The 26,036-nt window shown below is 73.6% G+C and carries 23 protein-coding genes; 11 read left to right on the top strand and 12 right to left on the bottom strand.

From position 1 onward, the window contains the following. Positions 1 to 35: 35 nt before the first annotated feature. Entirely contained in the window at positions 36 to 1,952 is a 1,917-nt protein-coding gene (locus ACTWM8_RS17540) for a flavin-containing monooxygenase (RefSeq protein ID WP_446209968.1), read from the top strand. A 41-nt stretch (positions 1,953 to 1,993) separates the two neighbouring features. Here ACTWM8_RS17540 and ACTWM8_RS17535 read toward each other — a convergent pair whose 3' ends face one another. From ACTWM8_RS17535 to wrbA, 7 genes are all read right to left on the bottom strand, one after another. After that, the gene (locus ACTWM8_RS17535) at positions 1,994 to 2,974 is read right to left on the bottom strand and encodes an aldo/keto reductase (protein ID WP_446209967.1); all 981 of its coding nucleotides are present in this window, start codon (positions 2,972 to 2,974) and stop codon (positions 1,994 to 1,996) included. A gap of 29 nt (positions 2,975 to 3,003) precedes the next feature. Next, positions 3,004 to 4,035: a DUF6081 family protein gene (locus ACTWM8_RS17530; RefSeq protein WP_446209966.1), complete on the bottom strand. Its 1,032-nt coding sequence runs from the start codon at positions 4,033 to 4,035 to the stop codon at positions 3,004 to 3,006. An 84-nt stretch (positions 4,036 to 4,119) separates the two neighbouring features. Continuing rightward, positions 4,120 to 5,055 carry an alpha/beta hydrolase gene (locus tag ACTWM8_RS17525; RefSeq protein ID WP_446209965.1) on the bottom strand — a complete coding sequence of 312 codons (936 nt, stop codon included), beginning with the start codon at positions 5,053 to 5,055 and terminating at the stop codon, positions 4,120 to 4,122. Positions 5,056 to 5,141: 86 nt separating this feature from the next. Further along, a complete protein-coding gene (locus tag ACTWM8_RS17520) occupies positions 5,142 to 6,074 on the bottom strand; it encodes an NADP-dependent oxidoreductase (RefSeq protein ID WP_446209964.1) in 933 nt (310 codons plus the stop codon). Further along, entirely contained in the window at positions 6,071 to 6,592 is a 522-nt protein-coding gene (locus ACTWM8_RS17515) for a lipocalin-like domain-containing protein (RefSeq protein ID WP_446209963.1), read from the bottom strand. Before ACTWM8_RS17515 ends, ACTWM8_RS17520 begins: the two co-directional genes overlap by 4 nt. Beyond that, positions 6,589 to 7,602: a DUF6081 family protein gene (locus ACTWM8_RS17510; protein ID WP_446209962.1), complete on the bottom strand. Its 1,014-nt coding sequence runs from the start codon at positions 7,600 to 7,602 to the stop codon at positions 6,589 to 6,591. The genes ACTWM8_RS17515 and ACTWM8_RS17510 overlap by 4 nt, the downstream gene beginning before the upstream one ends. A 64-nt stretch (positions 7,603 to 7,666) precedes the next feature. Continuing rightward, positions 7,667 to 8,272 (bottom strand): NAD(P)H:quinone oxidoreductase, encoded by a 606-nt coding sequence (gene wrbA, locus ACTWM8_RS17505; RefSeq protein ID WP_357916349.1) that lies wholly within the window; start codon positions 8,270 to 8,272, stop codon positions 7,667 to 7,669. A gap of 268 nt (positions 8,273 to 8,540) precedes the next feature. On the opposite strand from wrbA, the gene ACTWM8_RS17500 reads away from it, so the two are divergent. From ACTWM8_RS17500 to ACTWM8_RS17485, 4 genes are all read left to right on the top strand, one after another. Beyond that, positions 8,541 to 9,161, top strand: coding sequence for a TetR/AcrR family transcriptional regulator (locus ACTWM8_RS17500; RefSeq protein ID WP_446209961.1), 621 nt, complete (start codon positions 8,541 to 8,543; stop codon positions 9,159 to 9,161). 139 nt (positions 9,162 to 9,300) lie between these two features. Continuing rightward, positions 9,301 to 10,443 carry a hydrolase gene (locus ACTWM8_RS17495; protein ID WP_446209960.1) on the top strand — a complete coding sequence of 381 codons (1,143 nt, stop codon included), beginning with the start codon at positions 9,301 to 9,303 and terminating at the stop codon, positions 10,441 to 10,443. 42 nt (positions 10,444 to 10,485) lie between these two features. After that, positions 10,486 to 12,192 (top strand): acetyl-CoA carboxylase, carboxyltransferase subunit beta, encoded by a 1,707-nt coding sequence (gene accD / locus ACTWM8_RS17490; protein ID WP_446209959.1) that lies wholly within the window; start codon positions 10,486 to 10,488, stop codon positions 12,190 to 12,192. A 2-nt stretch (positions 12,193 to 12,194) separates the two neighbouring features. After that, the gene (locus tag ACTWM8_RS17485; RefSeq protein WP_446209958.1) at positions 12,195 to 13,544 is read left to right on the top strand and encodes an acetyl-CoA carboxylase biotin carboxylase subunit; all 1,350 of its coding nucleotides are present in this window, start codon (positions 12,195 to 12,197) and stop codon (positions 13,542 to 13,544) included. Between the two features lie 85 nt (positions 13,545 to 13,629). Here the strand turns inward: ACTWM8_RS17485 and ACTWM8_RS17480 are convergent, their stop codons facing one another. Next, on the bottom strand, positions 13,630 to 15,243 hold the full coding sequence (locus ACTWM8_RS17480) for an FAD-binding oxidoreductase (RefSeq protein ID WP_446209957.1): 1,614 nt from the start codon (positions 15,241 to 15,243) through the stop codon (positions 13,630 to 13,632). A gap of 766 nt (positions 15,244 to 16,009) precedes the next feature. Here ACTWM8_RS17480 and ACTWM8_RS17475 point away from each other — a divergent pair. Next, on the top strand, positions 16,010 to 16,792 hold the full coding sequence (locus ACTWM8_RS17475) for an AfsR/SARP family transcriptional regulator (protein ID WP_446209956.1): 783 nt from the start codon (positions 16,010 to 16,012) through the stop codon (positions 16,790 to 16,792). A gap of 57 nt (positions 16,793 to 16,849) precedes the next feature. On the opposite strand, the gene ACTWM8_RS17470 is transcribed toward ACTWM8_RS17475, so the two are convergent. Both ACTWM8_RS17470 and ACTWM8_RS17465 read right to left on the bottom strand, forming a co-directional pair. Next, complete coding sequence (locus ACTWM8_RS17470; RefSeq protein WP_446209955.1) at positions 16,850 to 17,395, bottom strand: acetyl-CoA carboxylase biotin carboxyl carrier protein; 546 nt, start codon at positions 17,393 to 17,395, stop codon at positions 16,850 to 16,852. Between the two features lie 77 nt (positions 17,396 to 17,472). After that, positions 17,473 to 18,258: an SDR family NAD(P)-dependent oxidoreductase gene (locus ACTWM8_RS17465; protein WP_446209954.1), complete on the bottom strand. Its 786-nt coding sequence runs from the start codon at positions 18,256 to 18,258 to the stop codon at positions 17,473 to 17,475. Between the two features lie 210 nt (positions 18,259 to 18,468). Between ACTWM8_RS17465 and ACTWM8_RS17460 the strand changes: the two genes are divergently transcribed. Next, positions 18,469 to 18,900 carry a nuclear transport factor 2 family protein gene (locus tag ACTWM8_RS17460; protein ID WP_210777993.1) on the top strand — a complete coding sequence of 144 codons (432 nt, stop codon included), beginning with the start codon at positions 18,469 to 18,471 and terminating at the stop codon, positions 18,898 to 18,900. A gap of 102 nt (positions 18,901 to 19,002) precedes the next feature. On the opposite strand, the gene ACTWM8_RS17455 is transcribed toward ACTWM8_RS17460, so the two are convergent. Further along, complete coding sequence (locus ACTWM8_RS17455; protein WP_446214583.1) at positions 19,003 to 19,515, bottom strand: nuclear transport factor 2 family protein; 513 nt, start codon at positions 19,513 to 19,515, stop codon at positions 19,003 to 19,005. 275 nt (positions 19,516 to 19,790) lie between these two features. After that, positions 19,791 to 22,016 carry a family 43 glycosylhydrolase gene (locus ACTWM8_RS17450; RefSeq protein ID WP_446209953.1) on the bottom strand — a complete coding sequence of 742 codons (2,226 nt, stop codon included), beginning with the start codon at positions 22,014 to 22,016 and terminating at the stop codon, positions 19,791 to 19,793. A gap of 133 nt (positions 22,017 to 22,149) precedes the next feature. Here ACTWM8_RS17450 and ACTWM8_RS17445 point away from each other — a divergent pair, with 133 nt between their 5' ends. From ACTWM8_RS17445 to ACTWM8_RS17430, 4 genes are all read left to right on the top strand, one after another. Further along, positions 22,150 to 22,890, top strand: a complete 741-nt coding sequence (locus ACTWM8_RS17445; protein WP_446209952.1) for an ArsR/SmtB family transcription factor — start codon at positions 22,150 to 22,152, stop codon at positions 22,888 to 22,890. A gap of 296 nt (positions 22,891 to 23,186) precedes the next feature. Next, complete coding sequence (locus tag ACTWM8_RS17440) at positions 23,187 to 24,170, top strand: cytochrome P450 (RefSeq protein WP_446209951.1); 984 nt, start codon at positions 23,187 to 23,189, stop codon at positions 24,168 to 24,170. Further along, positions 24,167 to 24,967: an isocitrate lyase/PEP mutase family protein gene (locus ACTWM8_RS17435; RefSeq protein ID WP_446209950.1), complete on the top strand. Its 801-nt coding sequence runs from the start codon at positions 24,167 to 24,169 to the stop codon at positions 24,965 to 24,967. The genes ACTWM8_RS17440 and ACTWM8_RS17435 overlap by 4 nt, the downstream gene beginning before the upstream one ends. A gap of 98 nt (positions 24,968 to 25,065) precedes the next feature. Then, the gene (locus ACTWM8_RS17430) at positions 25,066 to 26,034 is read left to right on the top strand and encodes a hypothetical protein (protein ID WP_446209949.1); all 969 of its coding nucleotides are present in this window, start codon (positions 25,066 to 25,068) and stop codon (positions 26,032 to 26,034) included. Positions 26,035 to 26,036 lie beyond the last annotated feature (2 nt).

Below are 26,036 nucleotides of genomic sequence, written 5' to 3'. Positions count from 1 at the left end.
ATCCGCTCCGAACTTTCTTCCGGAAGGCGCCTGCCATGACGTTCACCTCGGCGATCAAACCCGTCACCGTCGACGACGAGACGTTGCGGGCCCACCTGCGCGACGGGGAGGCGCCCGCGCTGCTGATGACCGTGGCCCACCTGACCGGCGACCTGTCCGTGCTCCGCGACGACCTGCGCCCCAACGGCTGGCTCTTCCTGCCGCAGGGCGGGCTCTTCGCCGAGCAGCAGGCGCATGCCCGGGAGCTGGCGTTCGGGGCGCTGCGCCGCCTGCGCGACGGCGCCCCCGTGCCGCCGCTCGACCCGGCCGCCCTGCGGCACATCACCAGCTGGGCGATGGGCCGAGACACCAGCGACCTGCTTCCCCTGCTCGCCCAGGAGGTCGTCCTGCCCGGGGAGGACCCGAAGGCGCCGCAGTGGCACGGCGACGAGCTGGCACCCGGGCACGACGTCGAGGTCGCCGTCGTCGGCGCCGGCATGAGCGGCCTGCTCGCCGCGTACCGGCTCAGCCAGGTCGGGGTGCCGGTCACCGTCTACGAGAAGAACAGCGACGTCGGCGGCACCTGGTTCGAGAACCACTACCCGGGCTGCCGGGTCGACGTGCCGAGCCACCTCTACAGCTACTCCTTCGCGCCCCGGCTCGACTGGACGGACCACTTCGCCACCCACGAGGCGGTGCTGGACTACTTCCGGGACTTCGCGAAGCAGACCGGGGTGCACGAGCGCATCCGGTTCGACACCGAGGTGCGCGGCGCCGAGTGGGACGAGGCGACCGGCCGCTGGCGGCTCCACCTCGACACCCCCGACGGTCCGCGTACCACCGAATGCGCCGTGCTGGTCACCGCGGTGGGGCAACTGAACCGGCCGAACGTGCCCGACCTTCCGGGGCGGACCGACTTCACCGGCCCGGCCTTCCACTCCGCGCGCTGGGACCACTCGGTGGACCTCACCGGTCAGCGGGTCGGGGTGATCGGCACCGGCGCCAGCGCCTTCCAGTTCATCCCCGAGGTGGCCGCGCAGGCCCGGGAACTGGTCGTCTTCCAGCGCAACGCGCCGTGGTTGCGGCCCACGCCGCACTACCACCACGCGGTGCCCGAAGGCGCCCGCTGGCTCTACGAGCACCTGCCGTACTACGCCGCCTGGCAACGGTTCTGGCTGCTGGCGCCGGGGTTGCACGGGGTGCTGGAGGGGTGGGTCGTCGACCCGGACTACCCGCCCACCGAGCGGGCAATCTCCGCGGTCAACGAGGAGTTGCGGGCCACCCTGGCGACGTACCTGGAGGGCCAGCTCGCCGACCGACCGGACCTGCGCGACCGGGTGATCCCCCGCTACCCCGTCGGCGCGAAGCGGGTGCTGCGGGACAACGGCGCCTGGCTGTCGACGCTCAAGCAAGACCACGTGCGCCTGGTCACCGACCCGATCGAGCGGCTGACGCCGCGGGGCGTCCGCACGGCGGACGGCACGGAGCACTCCGTCGACGTCCTCATCTACGGCACCGGCTTCCAGGCGTCGCAGTTCCTCGCCCCGATGCGGGTCACCGGCCGGGACGGTCGGGACCTGCACGAGACGTGGAACGGCGACGCCCGGGCCTACCTCGGTCTGACCGTGCCCGGGTTTCCTAACCTGTTCAGCCTGTACGGGCCGAACACCAACCTGTCGGGGCAGGGCGGCAGCATCATCTACTTCTCCGAGTGCGGCGTGACCTACCTGGTTGACGCGGTCCGTCAGCTGCTCGCCGGCGGACACCGCGCCGTGGAGGTCCGGCCGGAGGTCTTCGAGCGGCACAACGCCTGGGTCGACGAGGCCAACGCGCTGCGGGCCTGGGGCTGGTCGAAGGTGAGCAGCTGGTTCGTCAACCGGGCCGGGCGCTCCGCCCAGAACTGGCCCTTCCCGGCCCAGGAGTACTGGCGTCGCACCCGCCGGTTCGACCCGTCGGAATACCTCATCCGCTGACCGCCCCGCGCGGCGGCGGCCGGTCGGCCGCCGCCGCGGGGTCAGCGGTGACCGACCGGCGGGCGGGACGGGTAACGCTCGCCGGCGGCGGCGCCGGGCGGGGTCGACGCCTCGATCGCGGCGAGGTCGGCGGGGGAGAGCCGGACGTCCAGGGCGGCGACGTTCTCCTCCAGGTACCGGCGGCGCTTGGTGCCCGGGATCGGCACGACGTCCGGCCCCTGCGCCAGCACCCAGGCCAGCGCGAGCTGACCCGGGGTCACCTCCCGCTCGGCGGCCAGCTTTCGCACCCGGGCCACCAGGGCGAGGTTGTGGTCGAGGTTGTCGCCCTGGAAGCGCGGGGTCTCGCGCCGGTAGTCGTCCTGCTCGAGCTGGTCGAGGCTCGCGATCGACCCGGTCAGCATCCCCCGGCCCAGCGGGCTGTACGCGACCAGACCGATCTTCAACTCCCGCAGCGTCGGCAGCAGGTCCGCCTCCGGCTCCCGGCTGAACAGCGAGTACTCGTACTGGCCTGCGGTGACGGGGTGCACGGCGTGGGCGCGGCGCACCACGTCGGCCGACGCCTCCGAGATTCCGAGGTGCCCCACCTTGCCCGCCGCCACCAGCTCGGCCAGCGCGCCCCAGGTCTCCTCGACCGGCACCGTCGGGTCCACCCGGTGCTGGTAGTACAGGTCGATGTGGTCGACCCCCAGCCGGCGCAGCGACGCGTCGCAGGCCCGCCGCACGTACTCCGGGCGGCTGTTCAGGCCGAAGTAGCCGTCGTCCGGGCGGCGCTCCACGCCGAACTTGGTGGCCACCACCACCTCGTCCCGCCGCCCGGCGATGGCCTTCCCGAGCAGCTCCTCGTTGGTGAACGGCCCGTACATGTCGGAGGTGTCCAGCATGGTCACGCCGAGGTCCAGGGCCCGACGGATGGTGGCGACGGATTCGGCGTCGTCGCGGCCGCCGTAGAACTCGCTCATGCCCATGCAGCCGAGGCCGAGCGCGGAGGTGACGAGGCGCTCGCCGAGCGTCCTGCTCTGCATCAGGGTCTTCCCTTCGGTTCCGGTGACCGTCACGGTCGTGACGGCTGGCTGGAGATCACGTAGCGGCGCAGCCGCAGTTCGGCGCCCTGGCCGAACAACCGGTTGCCGGGCAGGCTGCTCCCGTCGACGAAGGCCTGCGGACGCGGCGCGCCGGCGACCGGGTCGACGTAGTGGGCGTCCGCGGTGGTGAGTCGGACCAGTCCTCTGGCGCTGCGGCCCGGGAGCGCGCCGTCGAGGATGGTGAACATGCCCATCCCTCCGGCGAGCTGCCGGGGGGCGACGGTCGTCGGCTCGCCGCCGTGGTCGAGCATCAGGTGCTCGCGGGACGGCAGGGGATGGCCGATGCGGTCCACGGAGAAGACCTCCTCCCCGTCGAGGAACCAGCGCACCGTGCCGGCCGCCCGGTCGTAGGAGATCACCGCGTGGTGCTCGTCGTCGACGGTCCGGTCGGCCACCGGCACCGTGTGCAGGAAGGCGGCGTAGTCGCCGAGCTGACCGCGCGCGTGCGGCAGGCGCTCGTAGAACACGTACACCCGCTTGTTGGTGAGGAAGAAGTCGAAGACCATCGCGGTCTCGTGGTCGAGGACCGGCATCGCGACGGAGGCCAGCCGCAGGTCGTCCTCGAAGTCCGTGACCTGGTCACCGAAGGGGTGGCCGGACGTGCCGTAGGTGCGCCCCGAGAGCCACGTCTCGAACGACAGCACCCGCCCCGGTACGGCGTCGAAGCCCTGCACGCCCGTACCGGCCAGGTGCTGCGGGTAGGCCAGCCACTTGACGTGGTCCAGCGCGCCGGGCACCACCGGCCCGTGCTGCGCCTCCTGTCCGAGGGTGCGGACGAAGGCCGGCTCCCCGGTGGTCGGGTGCACGCCGGAGGAAACCGCCCGCAGGCCGTCGGCGGAGGTGGTGACCTCCGCGTCGTCGCCGACGTGCGGGCCGAAACCGTAGAGGCTCCACCGGGCGTCCGGCCCGGTGCACTGGAACCCGTCCCGGAAGTCGTCCCAGACGATCCGGTACGGCTCCTCGCCGACGGTCTGGACGCCGGCGTTCGACACGGTGGTCACGGATGTGCTCCTAACCCCGGTCGGCGCGCGACCGGTGGGACCGAGGGAGGGGTGGAGGCCGGGACGACCGGCAGGGCGTCGCGGTCAGGCGGCCAGGCCCGCACGAAGGGCGGCCACCTGGTCGGCGAGGATCCGCCGGGAGACGGCCGCCTCGGCGACCGCGATCGAGGCGTGGAAGGTGCCGGGGTAGTAACGAAGCTCCGTGCGGACCCCCGCCTGGATGAGCCGGTGGGCGTAGTCGATCGCCTCGTCGCGCAGCGGGTCGAACTCGCAGGCCACCACGAAGGCCGGGGGAAGTCCGGACAGGTCGGTGGCGCGGGCGGGCGCGGCCAGCGCCGGCACGTCGGCGGCGCCGGCCCGCCCCCGCAGGTAGTGACCCCAGCTCACCAGGGCGTTGGCCCGGTCCCACATCGGGGTGTCGGTGAAGGCCCGCGCCGACACGGTGTCGAGCCGGTCGTCCAGGGCGGGGAAGAGCAGGCACTGGTGCCGCAGGGCCGGACCGCCACGGTCGCGTACGGCCAGGCAGAGCGCGGCGGCGAGGCCGCCGCCGGCGCTCTCCCCGCCGACGCCGATCCGGTCGGCGTCGACACCCAGCTCGGTGGCCTCCTTGGCTACCCAGTCGAGTACCGCGTGACAGTCGTCCAGCGCGGCCGGGAACGGGTGTTCCGGGGCCAGCCGGTAGTCGACCGAGACGACGAGCGCCCTCACCTGGTCGGCGATCCGGACACAGGTGTGGTGCACGCCGTCCACGCCACCGATGACGAAGCCGCCCCAGTGCAGGTAGAGCAGCGCCGGGACCGGCCCGGCGGCGGCGGGGCGGTAGAGCCGTACGGGCACGTCGGGCGCGCCCGGTGGACCGGGCGCCCGGGTGTCCGTGACCCGCACCGGCACCGCCGGCAGGTACGGCTGCTGGTGGGCCGCGATGGCGCGGGCGGCTGCCCGCGCCGTCCCGAGGTCGGCGTAGTCGACTCTCGGCAACCGGCTGGCCGGCTCGGTCAGCTCGGGATCGAAGGCGTACACGTCCTACCGCCTCTCGGGTCGGTTCCGGAAGCGCCGTCCACCGGCACCCGGGTGGGCCCGGTGGACGGCGTGGGGAGCGTGGTCGCTCAGAAGGTGACGACGAACTTGCCCCGGGTGTGCTTGCCGACGAAGTCGGCCACCGCCTGCTGCGCCTCGGCGAACGGGTACGTCGCGCCGACCTCCACCGCGAGCCCGCCGTCGGCCGCCCGGTCGACGAGGCGCTGCAGCAGCCCCTCGCTCGCCTCGATGTGCGCGTAGGCCGCCGTGACGTCCCGCTCGAAGGCGGGCGGGCCGCCGGCCGGCGACACCAGGCGCCCACCCGGCCGGACCGCCGCCGCCGTGGCGGCGAGCCCCGGCCCGGCGTTGATCAGGTCGACCACGACGTCCACCCCGCCGGGCTGCGCCCGGAGGGTCTCCTCCACGGTGTCCGCGGCGGTGTAGTCGATCGCCTCCGCGGCGCCGAGACCGCGGACGTAGTCGACCTCGTCCGGCCGGGCGGTGGCCAGCACCCGGACGCCGGCCTGCGCGGCGAGCTGCACGACGAACGAACCCACCCCGCCGGTGGCGCCGACGACGAGCATCGTGGAATCCGGGGCCGGATCGGCCAGTTCGACGATGTTCGCCGCGGTCATCGCGGCGACCGGCAGCGCCGCGGCGGCGACCGGGCTCAGCGCCTTCGGCCGGGCCACCACCTCGGGCCCGTCCAGCGCCAACGCGTACTCCGCGACGGCGCCGCCGACCGGGTGGGTGAAGGCGATCACCTCGTCGCCGGGGCGGAAACGGGTCACCCCGTCGCCGACCGCCTCGACGGTGCCGGCCGCGTCCAGGCCGAGCACGAAAGGGTGCCGGACCGGCATGATCTCCTTCATGGCGCCGGTGGCGAGCTTGACGTCGAGCGGGTTGAGCGCCGCCGCCCGCAACCGGATCAGGATCTGGCCGGGTGCGGGGTCGGGCTTCGGCAGTTCGGCGACCACGAGCTGGTCGACGGGTCCGTAGGACTGTGCGATGAGGGCCTTCATGTCGATCGGCTTCCTTCCGAGGTGCCGGTGGCACCGGTGGTTGTCGCCCGCACCGGCCGGGCGGGCGGATGCGGCGGCGCGGCGCGCCGCCAGGTGAGTACGCGTCGCTGCGCGCGTCCCGAGATCAGCGACGTGCCGTGCAGGACCAGCAGGTCGCCCTCCAGGGCCGCCTCGCGGACGAGTTCGGTGCCGACCATGTGCGGGTGGGCGCTGACCAGGACGGTGTGGCGGATCTCGTCGCCCACCAGCCGCCAGCTGCCGGCGTACCCCATGAACGTCTCGTCCCGCCCGGCCACCCCGGACGGGGGACCGGCGGGGCGACGCTCGGTGCGCATCATGCTGACCGACATGTGCCCGTCAGCGGTGTAGACGAGGAAGCCGGCCGGCGCTGCGCCCAGCGGGCCCGGCGACCGGCGTCCCTCGTCGTCCAGGTCGAAGTAGGAGACGAGATGCCACACGCCCGCCAACCTCCCCACCGCGACCGGCGCCGGCCGGGAGGCGGTGTCGGCCCCGGTCATCGGGCCGGACCGCGCTGCACCGTGTAGCGACGGACCGACAGCTCCGCCCCCTGACCGAAGAGCCGACTGCCCGGGCGGCTCGCCTCGTCGACGAAGCGCTGGGGGGTCGGCTCGCCGGCCACCGGATCGACGTAGAAGCCGGGGTCACCCACGAGCCGGACCAGGCCGACGGGGGAGTGCCCGGGCAGGGCGCCGTCGAGCAGGGTGAGCATCCCCATGCCGAAGTTCAGCTGACGGGGCACGACCAGGGCCTCGGTGCCGCCGTGGTCGAGCATCAGGTGCTCCCGGCCGGGCAGGTGGTGACCGATCCGGTCGACCCGGAACACTTCCCGCCCGTCGAGGAGCCAGCGGGCGACGCCCGCGTCCCGGTCGTACGAGAGGACGAGCTCGTGCTCGTCCTCCGGTGACCGGTCGGCCACCGGCACGCCGTACGAGAACGCCGCGTAGCGGCCCAGCTCGGCGCGGGCGAACGGGAGGCGTTCGTAGAAGGCGTACACCCGCCGGTTCGTCAGCAGGAAGTCGAAGATGACGTACGTCTCCGGATCGACGGCGTTGATCCCCGTCGAGGCGAGCCGGAGGTCGTCCTCCGGGTCGGTGACCTGGTCACCGAAGGGGTGCCCGGTGGTGCCGTGGGTGCGTCCGGACACCACGGCGGTGCCGGTGAGGACCTGGCCGGCCGGTACCTCGAAGCCCGGGGTGCCGTCCGCCGTCCGGTGGGTCGTGTAGACGAGCCACTTGACGTGGTCGAGGACGCCGGGGACGGCGCCTGGCGTGGTGTCCTGGGCGACGGTGCGGGTGAAGACCGGGCGCCCCTCGGGCCCTCCGGAAACCACCCGCAGCCCCTCGGCCGAGGTGTGCACCGTGCCGTCGTCGGCGACGTGCGGGCCGGCGGTGGTGTGGAACCACCGCGCGTCCGGCCCGGTGGTGCGGAATCCGTCGTGGAACTCGTCGTGGAAGAGGCGGACAGGCGGAACCTCCGCGATGGACCGGGCCGGTGCCACGTCTGTCATGGGTGCTCCCTCGTGCCGGGGGTGTCCGTCGACGGTGAACCGTGCGACGTGCGGGCGGCGTGGGTCAGACGGCGGAGCCGAGCAGCCGGGCGCTGACCGTCGCCAGCCGGTGCCCCTGGTAGTTGGCGGCGGCGAGCACCTGCTCGCCCGGTAGGCCGCTGCCGCCGGCGTGGCCCGTGCCGTACGGATTGCCGTGGGCGGCGTAGATGCTCGGGTCGGTGTAGCCGGGCGGGACGATCAGGCAGCCCCAGTGGTACATCGTGTTGTAGAGCGCGAGCAGGGTCGACTCGTTGCCGCCCTGCATGTTGCCCGCGCTGGTGAAGGCCGTCGCGGCCTTCCCGGACAGCTCACCGGCGGCCCAGAGCTGACCGGTGCCGTCCAGGAACTGCTTGAGCTGCGCGGAGACGTTGCCGTAACGGGTCGGGGTGCCGAAGGCGTAGGCGTCCGCCCAGCGCAGGTCGTCGTGGGTGGCGACCTCGACGTCGGCGGTGGCGGTGAGGTGCGCCCGCCACGCCGGGTTGCTGTCGATCGCGGCGTCCGGGGCCAGCTCGGGGACCCGGCGGAGGCGTACCTCCGCACCGGCCTTGGTGGCGCCCTCGGCGACGGCCTGCGCGAGGGCGTGCACGTTGCCGGTGGAGGAGTAGTAGATGACGGCGACCTTCGTGGTCATGGGCGTCCTTCCGCTGTCGACGCGAGGGAAGAGGAGGGCGGGGAGCACGCGAGGCTAAGCGGAACCTCCTCCGTTTGCGCCGAGAGTAACCGTCGTGGCGCGTGGGTGCAACGACCCTCGTCCTGCCGTCCCGTCCGTCGCCCGATCGGGCGTCCTCCGATCGGCGGTGGTCGGGTCCTGCGGGTGGTTTTCCCGCAGCACCGGCACAATGGAGCGACCCGCGCCCCGGGTGGCACCGGTCGGCGCCGACCGAGGGAGGGGCCAAAAGGTGGAACAACCTCCGGCCGAGCGGACGCCCGTGGCGCTCAGCCTGCCGATCGCCGGTCGACCGGTCGAGCGCGCCGACGCCGCGCGGAACCGGCGCAAGATCCTGGCGGCGGCGACGGGGATCGTGTCCCGGGCCGGCATCACCGCCCTGTCGCTCGACGAGGTGGCCCGGGTGGCCGGGGTAGGCGTGGGCACGGTCTACCGCAGGTTCGGTGACCGGGCCGGGCTGATCTTCGCCCTGCTGGACGAGGAGGAGCGGCAGTTCCAGTCCGCCTTCATGCAGGGCCCGCCGCCGCTGGGCCCCGGCGGCCCGCCCGCCGAACGCGTCCGCGCGTTCCTGCACGCGCTCGTCGACCGGGTCGAGGCACAGCGGGAACTGCTGGTCGCCGCGGAGACCAGCTCGCCGACGGCCCGGTTCACCAGTGGCCCGTACACCATCTACCACATCCACCTGGTCACGCTGCTCGGCCTCGCCCGGCCCGGGGTGGACGCCCACTTCGTGGCCGCGGCGCTGCTGGCCCCCCTCTCCGCCACGTTCCTGACCTTCCAGCGGCGGGAGCGCGGGTTCGCGGTCGACGCGGTCAAGGCCGGCCTCGACGACCTTCTGGGCCTGGGCCTGTAGTCGGTGCTCCAGCCGGGGTCGAGTCGTCTTCGACCGACCCCGGCGATGGTCCGGAGCGGGACACGACACGGCGACGGGACCAACCGCTCCCGCCGCCCGTGCCGTCGGATGTCCCGCCCGGACCGAGGAGGCATCCACCATGCGCGAGCAGAGTTCACCGGCCACGCGTCTCACGCCCACCGCGGTGGCGGACCTCGCCGCGGTGGCGGCGCGCTGCGCCGCCGCGTCCGAGGCCGACCGCCGGCTCGACCCGGACGTCGTGCACGCCCTGATCGACGTCGGGTTCGCGCGTCACTTCGCGCCGATTCGGCACGGCGGCGACGCCGGCACGTTCACCGACCTGACCCGCGCCGTCGCCCGGATCGGCGAGGCCTGCACGGCGACGGCCTGGTGCGCCTCCCTGGTGGCGAACCTGGGCCGGATGGCGGGGCTGCTCCCGGCCGAGGGCCAGGCCGAGGTGTGGGCGGACGGTCCCGACGCGGTGGTGGTGGGGTCGCTGAGTCCGACCGGCCGTGCCGAGCCGGTCTCCGGTGGCTGGCGGCTCTCCGGGCGGTGGGCCTACATCAGTGCCGTGGGCTTCGCGGACTGGGCGCTGCTCTGCGGCCAGGTCCCCTCCGACGGCCCGCCGGCGGCGCGGGTGTTCGCCGTGCCGCGCGCCGCCTACGAGATCACCGACACCTGGTTCAACGTGGGAATGGGCGCGACCGGGAGCAACACCGTCGTCGTACGGGACGTCCTCGTCCCGGACGCCAGGTCCTTCGACCGCGCGCACCTGTTCACCGGCGCCGCGGCCGCCTCCACCGAGCCCTGTCACGTGGTGCCGCTGCCGGCGGTCAACGGGCTGTCGTTCGTCGCCCCCGTGCTCGGCGCGGCGCGCGGGATGGAACGGGCCTGGACCGGCCACGTCGCCGAGAAGATCCGCTCCGCCGCCGGGCCCACCCCGGCGCCGCCCCGGCGCGTCGAGCAGGACGTCACCCTCGCCCGGACCGCCGGCGAGATCGACGCCGCGGAACTGCTGCTGGAACGGGCGGCCGCCGCCGCCGACCAGGGCGCCGGCATCACCCCGCTGGAGACCAGCCGCAACCTGCGGGACTGCTCCCTCGCCCTGGACCTGCTCGTCGAGGCGGTCAACCGGCTGTTCCGGGCGGCCGGCACGTCCGGGCACGCGACCAGCAGCCCGATGCAGCGCGCCTGGCGTGACGTCAACACCGCCAGCAGTCACGTGGCGCTGCAGTTCCCGCCCGCCGCCAGCGCCTACGCGGACCAGGTGTTCAAGATCTGAGCCCTGCGCCCGCCGATCGGCTTCCGTCGCGAGGAGAACCCCATGTCCCGCACCACAGCTGTTTCCACCGACACCGACTGGCTGCTGTGCCGGGGTTGCCGCACCCCGGTCTACGGCAAGCGCCTGATCCGCAACCACCGGGTCTGCCCCGAATGCGGCCTGCACCTGCCGCTCACCGCCGAGCAGCGGCTCGGGATGCTGGCCGACGAGGGGCGCTACGAGCCGCTGGCCGTCACGGTGACCAGCAGTGACCCGCTGCGCTTCGTCGACCGGGTGCCCTACGCCGACCGGCTCGCCGACGCCCGCGCCCGCACCGGACTGAACGAGGCGGTGCTCTGCGCCCGGGCCACGGTGGCGGGTGTGCCGGCGATCATGGCGGTGATGGACTTCCGCTTCCTCGGCGGCAGCCTCGGCAGCGCCGTCGGCGAGCTGATCACCATCGCCGCCGAGACGGCGCTGGCCGAGCACACGCCGCTGATCATCGTGACGGCCTCGGGCGGCGCGCGGATGCAGGAGGGGGCGCTGTCGCTCATGCAGATGGCCAAGACCAGCGCCGCGCTGGGCGCCCTGGACCGGGCCGGCGTGCTGACCGTCTCGGTGATCACCGACCCGACGTACGGCGGGGTGGCGGCCTCCTTCGCGACGCTCACCGACGTGATCGTCGCCGAGCCGGGGGCCCGGCTGGGCTTCGCCGGTCGCCGGGTCATCGAGCAGACCATCCGCCAGGTCCTGCCCGAGGGGTTCCAGACCGCCGAGTTCCTGCTGGCCCGCGGCATGATCGACATGATCGTCGAGCGCGGGCGACTGCGCCAGGAACTGGGCCGGCTGCTGCGCGCGGCCACCTTCACCGGCGTACGTTCCGGAGGCCCCGCGCCGGCGGACCCGGTCGTCCGTGACCACCGTGCGCTGCCCGAGCCGGACCCGTGGCGGCACGTCTCCCAGGCGCGGGACCTCACCCGGCCGACGACGCTGGACTACCTGTCCCTCGCCTTCACCGACTTCCAGGAACTGCACGGGGACCGGATCTCCGGCGACTGTCCAGCGGTGGTGGGTGGAACCGCGTGGCTGGACGGCCGGCCGGTGCTGGTGCTCGGCCAACAGAAGGGGCACGATCCGGCCGAGCTGATGCGCCGCAACTTCGGCATGCCGGTGCCGGCCGGCTACCGGAAGGCGGCCCGGTTGATGCGTCTGGCCGAGAAGCTGGACCTGCCGATCGTCACGCTCGTGGACACCCCTGGCGCCTATCCCGGAGCGGACGCCGAGGAGCAGGGCCAGGCCGTGGCGATCGCCGAGAACCTGCGCCTGATGGCCTTCCTGTCGGTGCCGGTGGTGACGGTGATCATCGGGGAGGGTGGCAGCGGTGGTGCGCTCGGCCTCGCGGTGGCCAACCGGGTGCTGATGTTCTCGAGCAGCGTCTACTCGGTGATCAGCCCGGAGGGCTGCGCCGCGATCGTCTGGAAGGATCTCGCCGCGGCCCCGCGTGCCGCCGCGGCGCTCGGGCTGGACGCCCGGGAGCTGCTGCGCCTTGGTGTGGTCGACGGCGTACTGGTCGAGCCGGAGGGCGGCACGGGGGCGGACCCGCTGCGTGCGGCCGAGCTGCTCGGCGCAGCCCTGCGGGCGAGCCTGCACGAGCTGGGCGCGCTCGCCCCCGACCAGCTCGGCGCCGACCGGCGGGCCCGCTTCCGCCAGTTCGGCTCGGCCGTGACGGTTGAGGCGGAGCTGTTGACGATCAGCGGAGAGGTGCACTGAGCATGTTCAAGAAGATCCTGATCGCCAACCGGGGCGAGATCGCCCTGCGGATCGCCCGTTGCTGCCGGGAGCTCGGGATCCCGACGGTCGCCGTGCACTCCACCCGGGACCGTGACTCGGCCGTCGTCCAGGTCGCCGACCAGGCGGTGCAGATCGGTCCGGCACCGCCCACCCGCAGCTACCTGAACGCGGCCGCCGTGCTTCAGGCCGCCGAGCAGTCGGGCGCCGACGCCATCCATCCCGGGTACGGGTTCCTCTCCGAGTCACCGGACTTCGCCGACGCGTGCGAATCGCTCGGCGTCACCCTGATCGGTCCGCCCGCCTCCGTGATGGCGGAGCTGGGCGACAAGACCTCGGCCCGGGCCCTGATGACCCGCGCCGGCCTGCCGCTGCTGCCGGGCAGCGTCCACCCGCTGAGCCCCGAGGCGGCCGAGGAGCTGGCGGCGACGATCGGATTCCCCGTCATCGTCAAGGCCGCCGCGGGCGGTGGCGGCCGCGGCATGCAGGTCGTCCACGACCGGGACAGCTTCCTCGACGAGTACCGCAGGACCCAGGCCACGGCCCAGATGCTCTTCGGCGACGGCCGGGTGTATGTCGAGAAGTACCTCCGCGACGCCCGGCACGTGGAGATCCAGGTGCTCTGCGACCGGTACGGTCGCGCCGTGCACCTGGGGGAGCGGGACTGCACCGTGCAGCGACGCCACCAGAAACTGGTGGAGGAGACGCCGGCGCCGGAGCTGCCCGTCGACCTCACCGAGCGGATGGGACGGTCCGCCGTCGACGGCGCGCTCGCGGCCGGTTACGTCGGCGCCGGCACCTTCGAGTTCCTGGTCGACCCGGACGGCAGCTACTACTTCATGGAGGTCAACTGCCGCATCCAGGTGGAGCACCCGGTGACGGAGATGGCGACCGGCATCGACCTGGTGCGGGAGCAGATCAAGATCGCCGCGGGTGAGCCGCTCGCGTTCACGCAGGACGACGTCCAGCCCCGCGGGGTGGCGATCGAGTGCCGGATCAACGCGGAGGACCCGGCGCGGGACTTCGCCCCGGCGCCCGGCCTGGTGACGGAGTTCGTGCCACCCGGCGGCCCGTTCGTCCGGGTCGATTCCCATGTGCACGCCGGCTACGAGGTGCCGCCGAACTACGACTCGCTCCTGGCCAAGCTGGTGGTCTGGGCGCCTCGCCGCGACGAGGCCATCGCGCGCATGCTCCGGTCCCTGGCCGAGTTCCGCATCTCCGGGCCCCGCCTGCACACCACGGTGGATTTCCTGCGTCAGGTGCTCGACGATCCCCGGTTCCGGACCGCCACGCACACCACGGCCCTTGTCGACCAGCTGATGGACCGACGGTAACGGCGGCGCCGGACCGGGGTCCGGCGCCGCCGTTACCTGGCGCGGCTCTCGGCGCCGGCCCCTCTCGGGGCCGGCGCCGATCGCGTCAGGGCAGCGTGATCGACTGCGAGTGCCGGAAGAAGTTCGTCGGATCCCAGCGGGCCTTCACCTGCTGCAACCGGGGGTAGTTCTCCTTGTAGTACAGGGTCGACCACGGTACGCCGGAGCGGTTGATCTCGGGGTCGCGGATGTCCATGTCCGGCGAGTTGATGTAGCAGCCGTCGGTCTGGTCGTTCGGCACCGGGTAACCGCCGGTGGCGGCGAACGTCTGGCCGTAGATGTCGCGGAGCCAGCCGACGTGCTGGGCGTCCTCCGCCGGGTTGATCCAGAAGTTCTCGTAGAGGGCCAGGAACGCCGAGTTGCGGTGCGGGTACGCGGTGGCGGTGGTGGGCACCTTGTTGACCTTGCCGCCGGCGACCCCGGTGAGCTGGAGGGTCGCGTTGGGGTTCGCGTAGTCCTGGCGGGTCAGGTTCCGCCAGAGGGCCGCGATCTGGGTGTCGGTGAAGCTGCGGCGCAGGTACGCCGACTTCACCGCGCTGCGCATCGTCGGGTCCAGCATGGTGGCCGGGTTGCTGGTGCCGATGAGCCGGGTGGCCGCCAGCCACCGCAGCCGCCGGGGCGGGTACGGGGCGGTGATGCCGGTGTCCCGGGTGACGGCGGCGAGGTAGTCGGCCAGCAGCTTCTCGGCGTCGGGCACGGCCGCGTCGATCTGGGTCAGCAGCCCCATGCCCCCGGCGGACCGGTGCGGAATGAACGCCACCCCGGACAGCGCGGTGTACGGGGAGTCGACGGCGCTGTTCTGCGCGTACCAGGTGCCGAAGTTGCGCACGAGGGTGGTGAACCTGGCCTGGTCGAGGGCCACCCAGGGCACCGGCACGTTGCTGACGAGCACCTCGCGCGGCGGACGGGGCAACTGCTGACCGGGGATGGTGCCGGAGGCGTTCGGCGAGCGGAACCAGTAGCGGGTGATGATGCCGAAGTTGCCGCCTCCGCCGCCCGCGCACGCCCACCACAGATCCCGGTTCGGGTCGGTGGAGGCGCGGGAGGCGACCACGAGCCGGGCGACCCGGTTCGCGTCGACGACGACCATCTCGACCGCCTCGATGTGGTCGGCGACCACGCCGTGGCTGCGGGAGAGCAGCCCGTAGCCGCCGCCGGTGGCGTGTCCGCCGACGCCCACGGTCGGGCAGACGCCGGCGGGCAGGGTGACGTTCCAGCCCTTCTGCAGCGTCTCGTACACGGCGATGAGCAGGGCCCCGGGCTCCACCGCGAAGGCCTGGCGGTTCTGGTCGTAGGAGATCCGGTTCATCGCCGACATGTCGATGACGACCTTGCTGGCGGAGTGGTAGACGAAGTCCGCGTAGCAGTGCCCGCCGCTGCGCACGGAGACCCGCTTGCCGGCGTCGACCGCCTCCTGCACGGCCTGCAGCACCTGGGCGGACGAGGTGACCAGCCGTACGGCGTCGGGCGTCGCGACCCACCGCTGGTTGTTGCCGACGACGAGGTCGGGGTAGCGCGGGTCGCCCGGGGTGACGGTCAGCGCGGGCGTCGTGGTGGTCGTGGTGGCCTGCGCGGGTGCTGCCGTGGCCATGCCCGCCACGGCGGTGCCCGCGACCGCGGCGGTCCCGCTGAGCAGGCTTCTCCTGCTGATGTGTGCCATGCCGTTCCTTCCCATTCGCATTTCTCGGGTGCGCGGACGTGTCCGGCGGGACCGGAAGTCGCGTCGGGCGGACCGTTCGGGAAGAGACGCGGATTTCGCGTGTGATTTCCGGCGCACGTGTGGCCCGTCGGCCCGATCGGGCCGAGAGCGAGTGCCGAATTCCACCCCCGTGGATGCTCGCCCGGTCCCGTGTGCATCGGGTGCTGACGGAACACTGAGCCGCTAGGAATACGGTATTCGCGACGTCAATTCCGAAACAGCGTCGGAAGGTCCGATGTGATCACCCGAATGGAGGAGTCCTGTTGATTTTCCGTCATCACTTCGTTGATGTGGTGAATAGCTGACGATGAAAGCAATTCTGGTGTCCGAATCCTCCCCTTCTTTACGTATGTCGGGACGCGATATACGATGGACACAGACATCGATGTGACAGTGCGCTTCGTCACAGTTGCGCAATCACCCCGCCGGTGGCCGGGAAATCGCGCCTCTTCCTGCGAAAACAGTCCCCCGATGGGCCCTCGGCGACCGGGAAACAGATGGCGCTGAGGAGTGGCGAGCATGTGTAAACTGGCGCCAGTAGCGGGAAGTGGAGGGTCCTCCACTTTGCTGGTCCGAGGGGGTGGCCATGGCCGTGACAAGGGGGATCGGCTGTACGTCCCGACTTCTCACCGGCGTGGGGGCGGTGCGGATCAGACCGCTTTCCGGCTGTCCTTCCGGTCGGTCGAGACCGACGGCAGAAGCACCGTGAGCGACGGGGGAATGACGTATGAGGTTCAACGTTCTGGGCCCACTGGAAATCGTCACGGATGACGACAGGTCGATCGATGTGAGCCCGTCGAAAACCGGGCAGGTGCTGGCGTTGCTGATCGCCCGGTGCCCCGATGCGGTAGCGGTCGACACCCTCATTAGGGAATTGTGGGGCGAGAAGCCGCCGCGCAGCGCGGTCACCACCCTTCAGACGTACATCTACCACGGCCGGCGGATGTTGGCGCGCGAGTTGTCACCGCTCGGTCAGGACCTGGTGTCGACCAGGGCGCCCGGTTATGCCATGCGGATCGCGGCGCATGACGTGGACGTGAATGTCTTCGAACGACTCGTGCAGCGGGCGCGTGAATTGTTGGTTGGCGACGAGCCGGAGGCGGCGCTGCGTGAACTCCGCACGGCACTCGACCTCTGGCGGGGCCCGGCGTTCGCCGGTCTGGCGGTCGGGGAGGTGCTGGCCGCGCATATCGCCCACCTCGACGAGGTGCGACTCCAGGCGACCCACCTGCGGATCACCGCGGAGCGCCGGCTCGGCCGCCACCTGGAACTCGTGGCGGAACTGCGTGCCCTCGTCGCCGCCCATCCGCTCAATGAGTCCTTCCACGCTCAGTTGATCGAAGTGCTCTACGAGTCGGGTCGCCGGGCGGAGGCGTTGCAGGCATATCAGAACCTGCGCGGCATTCTTGCCCGTGAGCTCGGGGTCGAGCCGACCGTCCAGGTGCAACGCTTGCAGCTGACCGTCCTGCAGGGAAAGGACAGCCGGCTGGCCGGACTGGCCTCCCGGTGACCAGCCGGCCCGCCCGGCCGTCGACGATGCCGTCGACGACCGGGCGGGCCGGACCGGTCAGGAGCCCTCGGTGACGGTGATGAGGAAGAGCGGGTCGTCGTACTCCACCGGCTCGCCGTTGTCGTGCAGCACCGCGCTGACCGTGCCGTGCACCGTGGACTCGACCGGGATCATCAACTTCATCACCTCCACGATCGCCAGCTGCTGGCCCGGGGCCACCGTGTCGCCCACCGAGACGAACGGCGGGGCGCCGGGTGACGGCGCGTGGAACAGGATCCCGACCGCCGGTGAGCGGACCTGGTGGCCGTCCGGCTCGACGGCGAGGGGTGTGGAGCCACGGGCCGCCGCCACCGTCACCGCCACGGGAGCGTCGGTGACGGCGTGGGGGGTCGTCGGTTCCACCGGCCATTCGGCCTCGACCGTCACGCCGCCGGCCCGCACGCGCAGGGCGCTCGGGGTACGGCCGAACCCCGTCAGCAGTTCCAGTGTGCTGCTGCGGACCAGGTCCAGCGCGGCCTGCATGTCCCGCATCGCCCGGGGGTCGTGGTCGTCGGGCGTCTCCTCCGGCGCCCGGTGCGGCGCCCGGGTGGTGTCACTCGTCATGACGGTGCCTCTCCTCGAAACCGTGCCGGCTCCGGCTGCTCGACCCGGCTCCGGCCGGGCCGGTGTCCCGTGACCCATCAGTAGTTGCCGAGCCCACCGCAGACGTTCATCGCCTGCGCGGTCACCGCGGCGGCGCCGTCACCCATCAGGTACGACACCATCGCAGCGACCTCCTCCACCTCGACGTAGCGGCCGATCGGGACCCGTCCGGTGATCCGGGCGTGGGTCTCGGCCTCGTCGACGCCCCAGATGTCCGCGTAGTGCTCCCGCACCCGTTCGGCCATGGGGGTCTCCACGAACCCGGGGCACACCGCGTTGACGGTGATGCCGGTCTTCGCCAGCTCCAGGCCGAGGGCCTTGCTGAAACCCACCACGCCGTGCTTCGAGGCCGAGTAGGGAGCGGCGTGGACCACACCCTGCTTGCCGCCGGTGGAGGCGATGTTGATGACGCGACCCCAGCCGCGCGCCAACATGCCGCCGGTGGTGAGGACCTGCTTGGTCATCAGGAACACGCTGTTGAGGTTGGTGTTGATGACGTCGAACCAGAGTTCGTCGTCGATCTCGGCGGTGGTGCCGCCGCCCGGGCGTCCGGCGTTGTTGACCAGGACGTCGATCGGCCCGTACCGCTCCACCGCCGCGCCCACGAACCGCGCGACGTCCTCCGAGGACCGCACGTCGCAGCTGCGGCCGTCGACGTCGAGCCCCTCCGACTGGAGGCTCTTGACGGTGTCCGCGACCGCCGACTCGCGGCGGGAACAGATGTAGACCCGTGCCCCGCTGCGAGCGATCGACCGGGCGACCGCCAGCCCGATTCCGCTGGTGGCCCCAGACACGATCGCCACCCGCTGGCTCTGCTCCGACATTGGCTTCCCTTCACCGCACGGCTGACTGTGACGCCGCCGAGGATCACCGTCCGTCCTCGAACACCGGTCGAGGGTGCCTGGAGAGCCGGGCGTCGCGGCCGGGCCGCGCGCCCGGCCTTCGAGCCGGATTCGAGTCCGGACGGTCATCGTGGTGCCGCCGGGGCCCGCCCTCCGGTGCCCCTGTCAGGTCAGCCATCCCGGAGGTCACCCATGCCGACGTCCACCTCGTTCACCGAGCTGTACACGGAGGTCCAGCAGTTCTACGCGCGGCAGATGCGCCAGCTCGACGAACGCAAGTTGGAGGCCTACGCCGAGACGTTCACCGAGGACGCGGAGTTCGGTCACACGCCCGGACGCGAACCCGCCCGGACCCGGGCCGGCATCGCCGCCGACCTGCACGAGTTCCACAAGCGGTTCGAGAACGACCCGGTGCAGCGCCGGCACTGGTTCAACATGATCGACCTCGAACCGCAGGACGACGGGAGCATCCGCTCGACCTGCTACGCGCTGGTGATCACGACGCGCCCGGGTGGTAAGCCGGACATCGCGCCGAGCTGCGTCGTCCGGGACGTGATCGTGCGCGGCGAGGACGGCGGTCTGCTGCTGCGCTCCCGCAAGGTCGAGCACGACCAGCTCTTCTGAACCGGCGACGTGCCGGTCGCCCGGCGCACTCGGCCCGGGCGGGGCGGCCAGGCCGCCCGGGCGACGGCGCCGTACGTGCCATCGCCCGGGCGGCCAGACCGGTCAGGCCCCGGCGGGCTGGGGGATGAGCACGACCTGCGATGCGGTCGACATCCACGTGGGTCGGATCTCGATGCGGGAGAATCGCCAGCCGTCGGCGGTGCGGACGAAGCGGAAGCGGTAGTCGCCGGCGAGGACCCGGACGGCGGGCGGGTCGTTCTCGACGAAGACGGCGGTCAGGTTCGCCTGCCCCGAAGCCCGGTCGCCGTCCTGCTCGACGAGCAGGTGCGCCATCGAGTGCTGGAGCCGGTGGTAGTGGGCGTGGTGCTGCTGCGCCTGCTCGACCAGGCGGGTACGGCCCTCGTCGGTGCCGCCCGGCGTCACGGCGACCGCTTCCGGCGTGAACAGCGCCTCCGCGTCGCCGAGGCAGCGGCCGTCCAGCCACCTGCCGAGCCGGGCCACCAGCTCGGAGATCTCGCGGTGGTCGGTGAGTGCCCGGAGTTCACGCCGGAGCGCGACGAGTTCCTCGTCGGGCGTCGGTGCCGTCCGGATCGTGCCGGGGGAGTTCTGCGTCATGTTCACCTCGAGAGTCCTGGATGTCGAGCCGTCGCGGCGGGCCGTGTCGGGTGCGTCGGCGCGCTGCGATCACGGCACCGGTCGACGCCTGCCCGGGGCGGCTGGCCGGGCCCACGGGGCCGGTGGACATCTTCCGTTCTAGCCGAGTCGGGACCGGCTGTGGCGCGATGCAGGATTCCAGACCGGACTCGAATCCGACTCGAAGCGCGCCCGCCTCCGGGCAGGGGCCGGCCGGGCGGGTGCGGCGCGACGTCGGCGCGCACCCGCCCGGGGACTCATTCGTGGAAGCGGACGTAGTCGAAGACCGCGGTCACCGGCGGCTGCGCGCCGCCGTGCGCGACCAGGCCGATCCGTGGAGTCGCGTCCGCCGGGAACGTCCACACCCCGCCCCACGTCCAGCGCGTCCCGTCCCGGCTAGACCCGGCCCGGAACTCGTGCTCGCCGGTGGCCGGGTCGACCCGGTGGGCCAGCCGCAGCCAGGTGGTGGTGGCCGGGGTGCCGACGATGTTCCCGCCGTAGACGGGCTGGCCGGCGAAGGGCAGCTCGTAGCCGTACTCGACCTGGCGGGTGTTCCAGATCGCCACCTGGGCCAGCCGGGCGAACCGGTCGTCGTCGACGTACGCGACCAGGCCGGCCTGCTGGTAGTTGCGGACCGTCTCCTCGCCCAGGTCGAGGGTCACCTTCGTCTCGACCACGTAGTCGCCGGTTGGCGCGTCGCGCAGCAGCACCCCGGCGGTGTTGCCGGTGCCGGTGAGGTCCGCCGCCTGCACCGGCCAGCGCAGCGCGCCACCGGAGACGGTTGCCGCCGGATCCTCGCGGACCCAGCGCCAGGCCGGGTCGAGGCCGTCGGCGAACTCGTCGGAGTACGCCGGCAGCACCCCGCCGACGCGGGGCTCCGGCACCGCCCGGGGGGCGGGCCGGTGCAGCCGGGCGACGCTGACGTTGTCGAACTCCGCCGCGCCGCCGGTCGCGGTGACGGTGAGCCGGCCGACCGTCGGCCGGCTCAGTCGCAGCGACACCACGGCGAGCTGGTCACCGAGCCGGGCCGGGCTCAGCTCGGCGACGAGCTGCCGGCCGCGCACCTCGACGGCGAGGTGGTGCGGGTCGGCGGGATCGAGAGCGGCGGGCAGGGGCGCGCTCGCCGTCGCACCGCCCGCCTCCCGGGCGACGAGCCGGCCGGCGGCGGCGTCGAGGCGTACCTCGACCCGGCCGACGGTCAGTCCGGCCGCCGCCGCGCCGGTGAGCCGCAGGTCGGCCTCCGCCCGCAGGTCGCCGCCGGTCACCGTGCGGCTGGTCAGCGCGCCGGTGCCGGTGAGGCGGCCGTCGGTGACCCGCCACGCGCCGCTGCCGGTCCAGCCGGTCAGACCGGGGGAGTCGAAGCGGGCGTCGAGCCCGGCGGTGGTCACCGGCGCCCGGCGATCGCCGTCGGACGGGCCGGCGCCGGCGTTGACCCGCGGCCAGCCGTCGATCCAGTCGAGGCGGTCGATCAGCATCGGCCGCTCGTTGATGCCGAACGGCTCGTCCAGGTACGGGTCGGCGCGGTCGATGGCGTGGTAGACGATCCAGTCCTGCCCGGACAGGTCGGTGAGGAAGCCGTTGTGCCCGGTGCCGATCCAGCGGTTGCCGTTCTGGGTGAGCACCGGCGTGCCGCCGGCCCGGGAGGCGGTCAGCGGGATGCCGTCGCGGTCGACGAACGGCCCGCGCGGGCTCGTCGCGCGGCCCACCTGGACCGAGTAGCCGGTGGCCGGGCCGGCGCAGCAGTTGGCGGTGGAGGCGAAGAGGTAGTACCAGCCGTCGTTGCGCAGCACGTAGCTGCCCTCGAACTTGTTGTCGATGGCGACCAGGGTGGGCGGGCCGACCGCGCGCAGCCCGTCGGCGGAGAGCTCGGTGACCGAGATGCCGCCGTAGTAGCTGCCGTAGTAGAGGTAGTGCTTCCCGTCGACGTCGGTGAACTCCGACGGGTCGATGGTCCAGAGCCAGCCACCGCCGCCGCCGGGACGGGGCGCCACGACGGGCTGGTCGGCGAAGGTCCACGGGCCGGTCGGGGTGGGGGCGGTCGCCGCGCCGATGGCGAAGTCGCCGCCGTCGGGGGAGACGGTGGTGTCGGTGACGGTCACGTACATGACCCACCGGTCGCCGACCCGGCGCACGTCGGGGGCCCAGAGGCCGGCGTCGGCCGTGGCGTACGGGGGGCGTTGGTCGGGGCCGAAGGCGTCGCCGAGGTAGGTCCAGTCGACCAGGTCGGCGGAGCGGGCGGTGGGCACCCGGTGGAACCGCTTCTCGCCCTCGCGCAGCGGGTCGGTGGTGCCGTAGGCGTACCAGAAGCCGTCGTCGCCGCGGACGACGACGGGGTCGGCGAAGGTGTCGGCGAACCCGGCGGAGACCGGGTTGCGGTAGCGGTCGGGGGTGTCGGCTCCGGCGGTGGCGGGCGCGGAGGCGACCGCCGCCAGGAGCAGACCGAGTACGGCGGCGAGCGCGCCGCCGCGGCGGAGTTGACCCATCAGACCTGCCTCGGTTGGGGTGATTGGTGGTCGGTGCGTCATTCCGTCCATTTCTACAACGATGAATACAACGTTGTAAAGACGTTGGCACGGGTCGGTGCCCACCGAACCGTCGCCGTGGCACCATCGGCGGATGACCGCTGCGCCCACCGACGGCCGCCGCCTCGCCGACCTGGCCGCCCTGCTCGCCGACGACACCCGGGCCGGCATCTGCCTGGCCCTGCTCGACGGGCGGGCGTGGACAGCGGGTGAGCTGGCGCGCGCTGCCGGGGTGGCGCCCTCCACCGCCAGCGAACACCTCACCCGACTGGTCCGGGGCGGCCTGCTGGTGGAGGAGCGCCAGGGGCGGCACCGCTACCTGCGACTGGCGGGCCCGGCGGTGGCCCAGCTGATCGAGGACCTGGCCGGGCACGCGTCGCCGGCGCCGCGCCCGGCCGGATCGCTGCGCGTGGCCACCGCCGACGCCGCCCTGGCCCACGCCCGGACCTGCTACGACCACCTCGCCGGGCGGCTCGGCGTCCGGCTGCGCGACGCCCTGCTGACCCGCGGTCTGCTCGACGGCGCGGACGGTCTCGCGGTGACCCCGGCCGGCCGGGACTGGCTGACCGACCTCGGCGTCGCGCCGCTGTCCGGCGGCCGGCGGCCCCTGGTGCGGGACTGCCTGGACTGGACGGAGCGCCGCCCCCACCTGGCCGGCGCGCTCGGCGCCGCGCTGTGCGACCGCTTCACCGAGCTGGGCTGGACGACGCGCGGCACCGGGCGCAGCGTGCGGGTCACCCCGGCCGGCGTCGCGGCGCTGCCCGAGGTGCTGGGGATCGACGCCGGCGAGCTGGTGCCGCCCCGCCGCGACGGTGGTGGCGGCGGACGCGCCTGACCAGCGCAGCCGGCCCGACCCGGGCGGTCGTCGCGCCCGAGCCGCGGCAGCCGGCCCGATCCGCCCGGTCGTCGCGCCCGAACCGGGGCAGCCGGCCCGACCCGCGCGGTCGTCACGCCCGAGCCGCGCGGTCGTCACGCCCGAGCCGCGCGGTCGTCGCGCCGGAACCGGGGCCGCCCCGACGCGCTTGAGCCGGACGAGGCCGACATCACCGCCCCGGAAACTGCCACCGAGGCCGGCGTCGGCCCGGCAGAGTTCGGCCGGCGCCGAAGCGATCCGCCCCTAGCGTCGGGCAAATGAGCGACCCGACACCCCTGATCCCGCCCGGCCCCGACACCCCGGCCTGCGGCCCGCCGACTCTCGACGGCGGCGTCTGGTCGGTGACCCGCCACGCGGACGTCTGCGCGGTGCTCGCCGATCCGGACTTCCAGGTGCCCGAGGCGGCGCCGGGACCGCCCGGCACCCTCGCCTGGCTGCGCGGCACCGTCGCCCGGTTCAGCGGGCCGGGCCGGCATCCCGCCCGGCGGGCCGCCGCCGTCGCCGCGCTCGCCGACTGCGCGCCGGACGGGCTGCGGCGCGACGCCGCCCGGCTGACCGCCGAGGAACTCGACCGCGACCCGCGCGCCGGGTCGGCGGGGCTGGCTCGGGGCGTACCGCTGCGGGTGCTGGCGGGCCGGCTCGGCCTGGCCGATCCGGTGGTGGCGGTCCCGGCGGTGACCGTGGTGGCCGCCGCCTACCAGCCCGGCGCCGGGCCGGCCGCGGTGCGCCGCGCGGACCGCGCGGTGGCGGCGCTGGTGGCGATGTCCCCGGCGGGGCCCTCCGAGGCGCTGGCCAACCGGATCGGGCTGCTGGTGCAGGCCTGCGCCGCCACCGCCGCGCTGATCGACACCGCCGCCCGGTACGCCCCGGCGGTGCCCCCGTCGGTGCCCACCGCGACGCTGCTGGCCGAGGTGCTGCGCCTCGACCCGCCGGTACGCGCCACCCGCCGGATCGCCGTCCGCCCGGCCCGGGTGGGCGGCCAGCCGGTCCCGGCCGGCGCGGAGCTGGTGCTGCGTTTCGACGCTGCCAACCGGGACCCGGCGGTGGTCACCGCGCCGGAGCGGTTCGCGCCGGGCCGGTCGGTGCTGACCTTCGGTGCCGGGCCGCACGGCTGCCCGGGCGAACGGCACGCGCTGGCCCTGGCTACCGGGGTGGTGGACGTGCTGCGCGAACGCCGGGCCGACACGGTGACCCGACCGGAACTCGGACCCGCGCGCACCCGACCGGCGGTGTCCCGATGAGCGACCGCCACGCCGCCTTCCGCGCCCTGCACCGCCCCGGTCGGCCGCTGGTGCTGCCCAACGCCTGGGATCACGCCTCCGGCGCCGCCCTGGCCGCCGCCGGCCACCCGGCGGTGGGCACCACCAGCCTCGGCGTGGCCGCGGCCGCCGGCCGGCCGGACGGGCTGGCGGCCACCGCCGAGGAGACCCTCCGCCTCGCCGAGCTGCTGGTCCGGCTGCCGGTGCTGGTGACCGTGGACGTCGAGGCCGGCTTCAGCGACGACCCGTCGGCCGTCGCCGGGTACGCCGCCGAGCTGGCGGCGCTCGGCGTGGTCGGGATCAACCTGGAGGACGGCCGGCCCGACGGCGGCCTCGCCGATCCGGCCCTGGTGGTGGCGAAGATCGAGGCGGTCCGGGCCCGGGTGCCCGGGCTCTTCGTCAACGCCCGCACCGACGCCTGGTGGCTCGGCCTGCCCGACCCGCTGGAGCAGGCGCTGCCGCGGGCGCGGGCCTACCGGCGGGCCGGGGCGGACGGCGTCTTCGTGCCGGGGGTCGGCGACCCGGACGTCGTCCGGCGGCTGGCCGACGCGGTCGACGCGCCGCTGAACGTCCTGGCCCAGCCGGGCGGGCCGTCGCCGGCGGCGCTCGGCCGTCTCGGGGTGGCCCGGGTCAGCACCGGCTCGCTGCTGTTCCGGGCGGCGCTGGCCGCCGTCGTCCGCACCGCCGACGCCGTCCGCGCGGGGACGGTCGAGCCGGATCCGGCGCTGCCGTCCTACGCGGACGTGCAGCGGATGACAGCGACCGGTCGTCGCCCTTAGGGGTAGATGGGAGGATTGCTCGTACTTTCCCTGTTCCGGGTGCTTACGGTGTGTTTCAGGTTCATCCGCACCGTGTCGTACCGGGAGAGGACCCGACCATGCGCGTGCCCAGCCGAAGTTCCGGCCCCCAGCCCGGCCCGTCCGTCTCCTCGCCCGCCCCGGCACGCCGGTCGCCCGCGTCGGGCCGGGCCCGCGTGGTGCCGACCGCCCCGCCCGACCTCGACGCGTACCGCGACGCCGTGGCGGAGCTGCTGGTGGAGGTGGGGGCGCTCGCCGACGCGAGTTCCAGCGCGGCCCGCCAGGTGCTGCTCGACCAGCGGTTGCGGGAGCCCGCGATCGCCGCGGTGCTCGACGCGACCCCGCAGGGGTTCATCGGCGCCCGCGAGACGCTGCTGCTGGAGATGGCCCGCTACCAGCCCAACGAGCGGACCTCGGCGAGCGACCTCGCCGCGCTGGTCCGGATCTACCTGCTCTCCCGCATCGACGTGATGTGGTGGCGCGACACCACCACCTTCCTCACCGACGACCAGGTCGACACCCATCCGGACCTGGTCGACCTGGAGTGGCTGCGCCGGCGCGGGCTGCTCGCCTTCCGCTACCAGGAGCAGCCCGCCACCGTGCTCGGCCGGGGCGTACGGGCGGTGCGCCGCAAGCTCCGCCCGGACGCCACCCCGCGCACCGCCGGGGTGAAGTTCCGGCGCACCCGGCGCGAGGTGGTGGCACTCCTCAACGACCTGGCCCGCGAGCTGGCCCGGGCCACCCCGCCGGCCACCCCGCCGCTCTGGGTGACCAGCCTGGTGCGCAGCGCCGAACACCAGTACCAGCTGCGCCGTCTCGGGTACGCCGCCATGGTGCCCAGCGGGCACTGCCTCGGCTGGGCGGTGGACGTCGAGATGGCCTGGTTCACCCGCTTCGGCGTCCGGGACACGCTGGCCGAGATCCTGCTCGCCCGGCAGGCCGCCGGTGAGATCAACGTGGTCGACGAGGGACAGGCCTGGCACGTGTGCCTGGCACCCGGTGCCCGCGCGCGGCTGCGCTCGGCCTACGAGGCGGAGATGGGGGCCTGAGG

This window comes from Micromonospora sp. IBSANI012, assembly GCF_052814045.1.
This window is presented reverse-complemented; position numbering and strand designations above follow the sequence as displayed.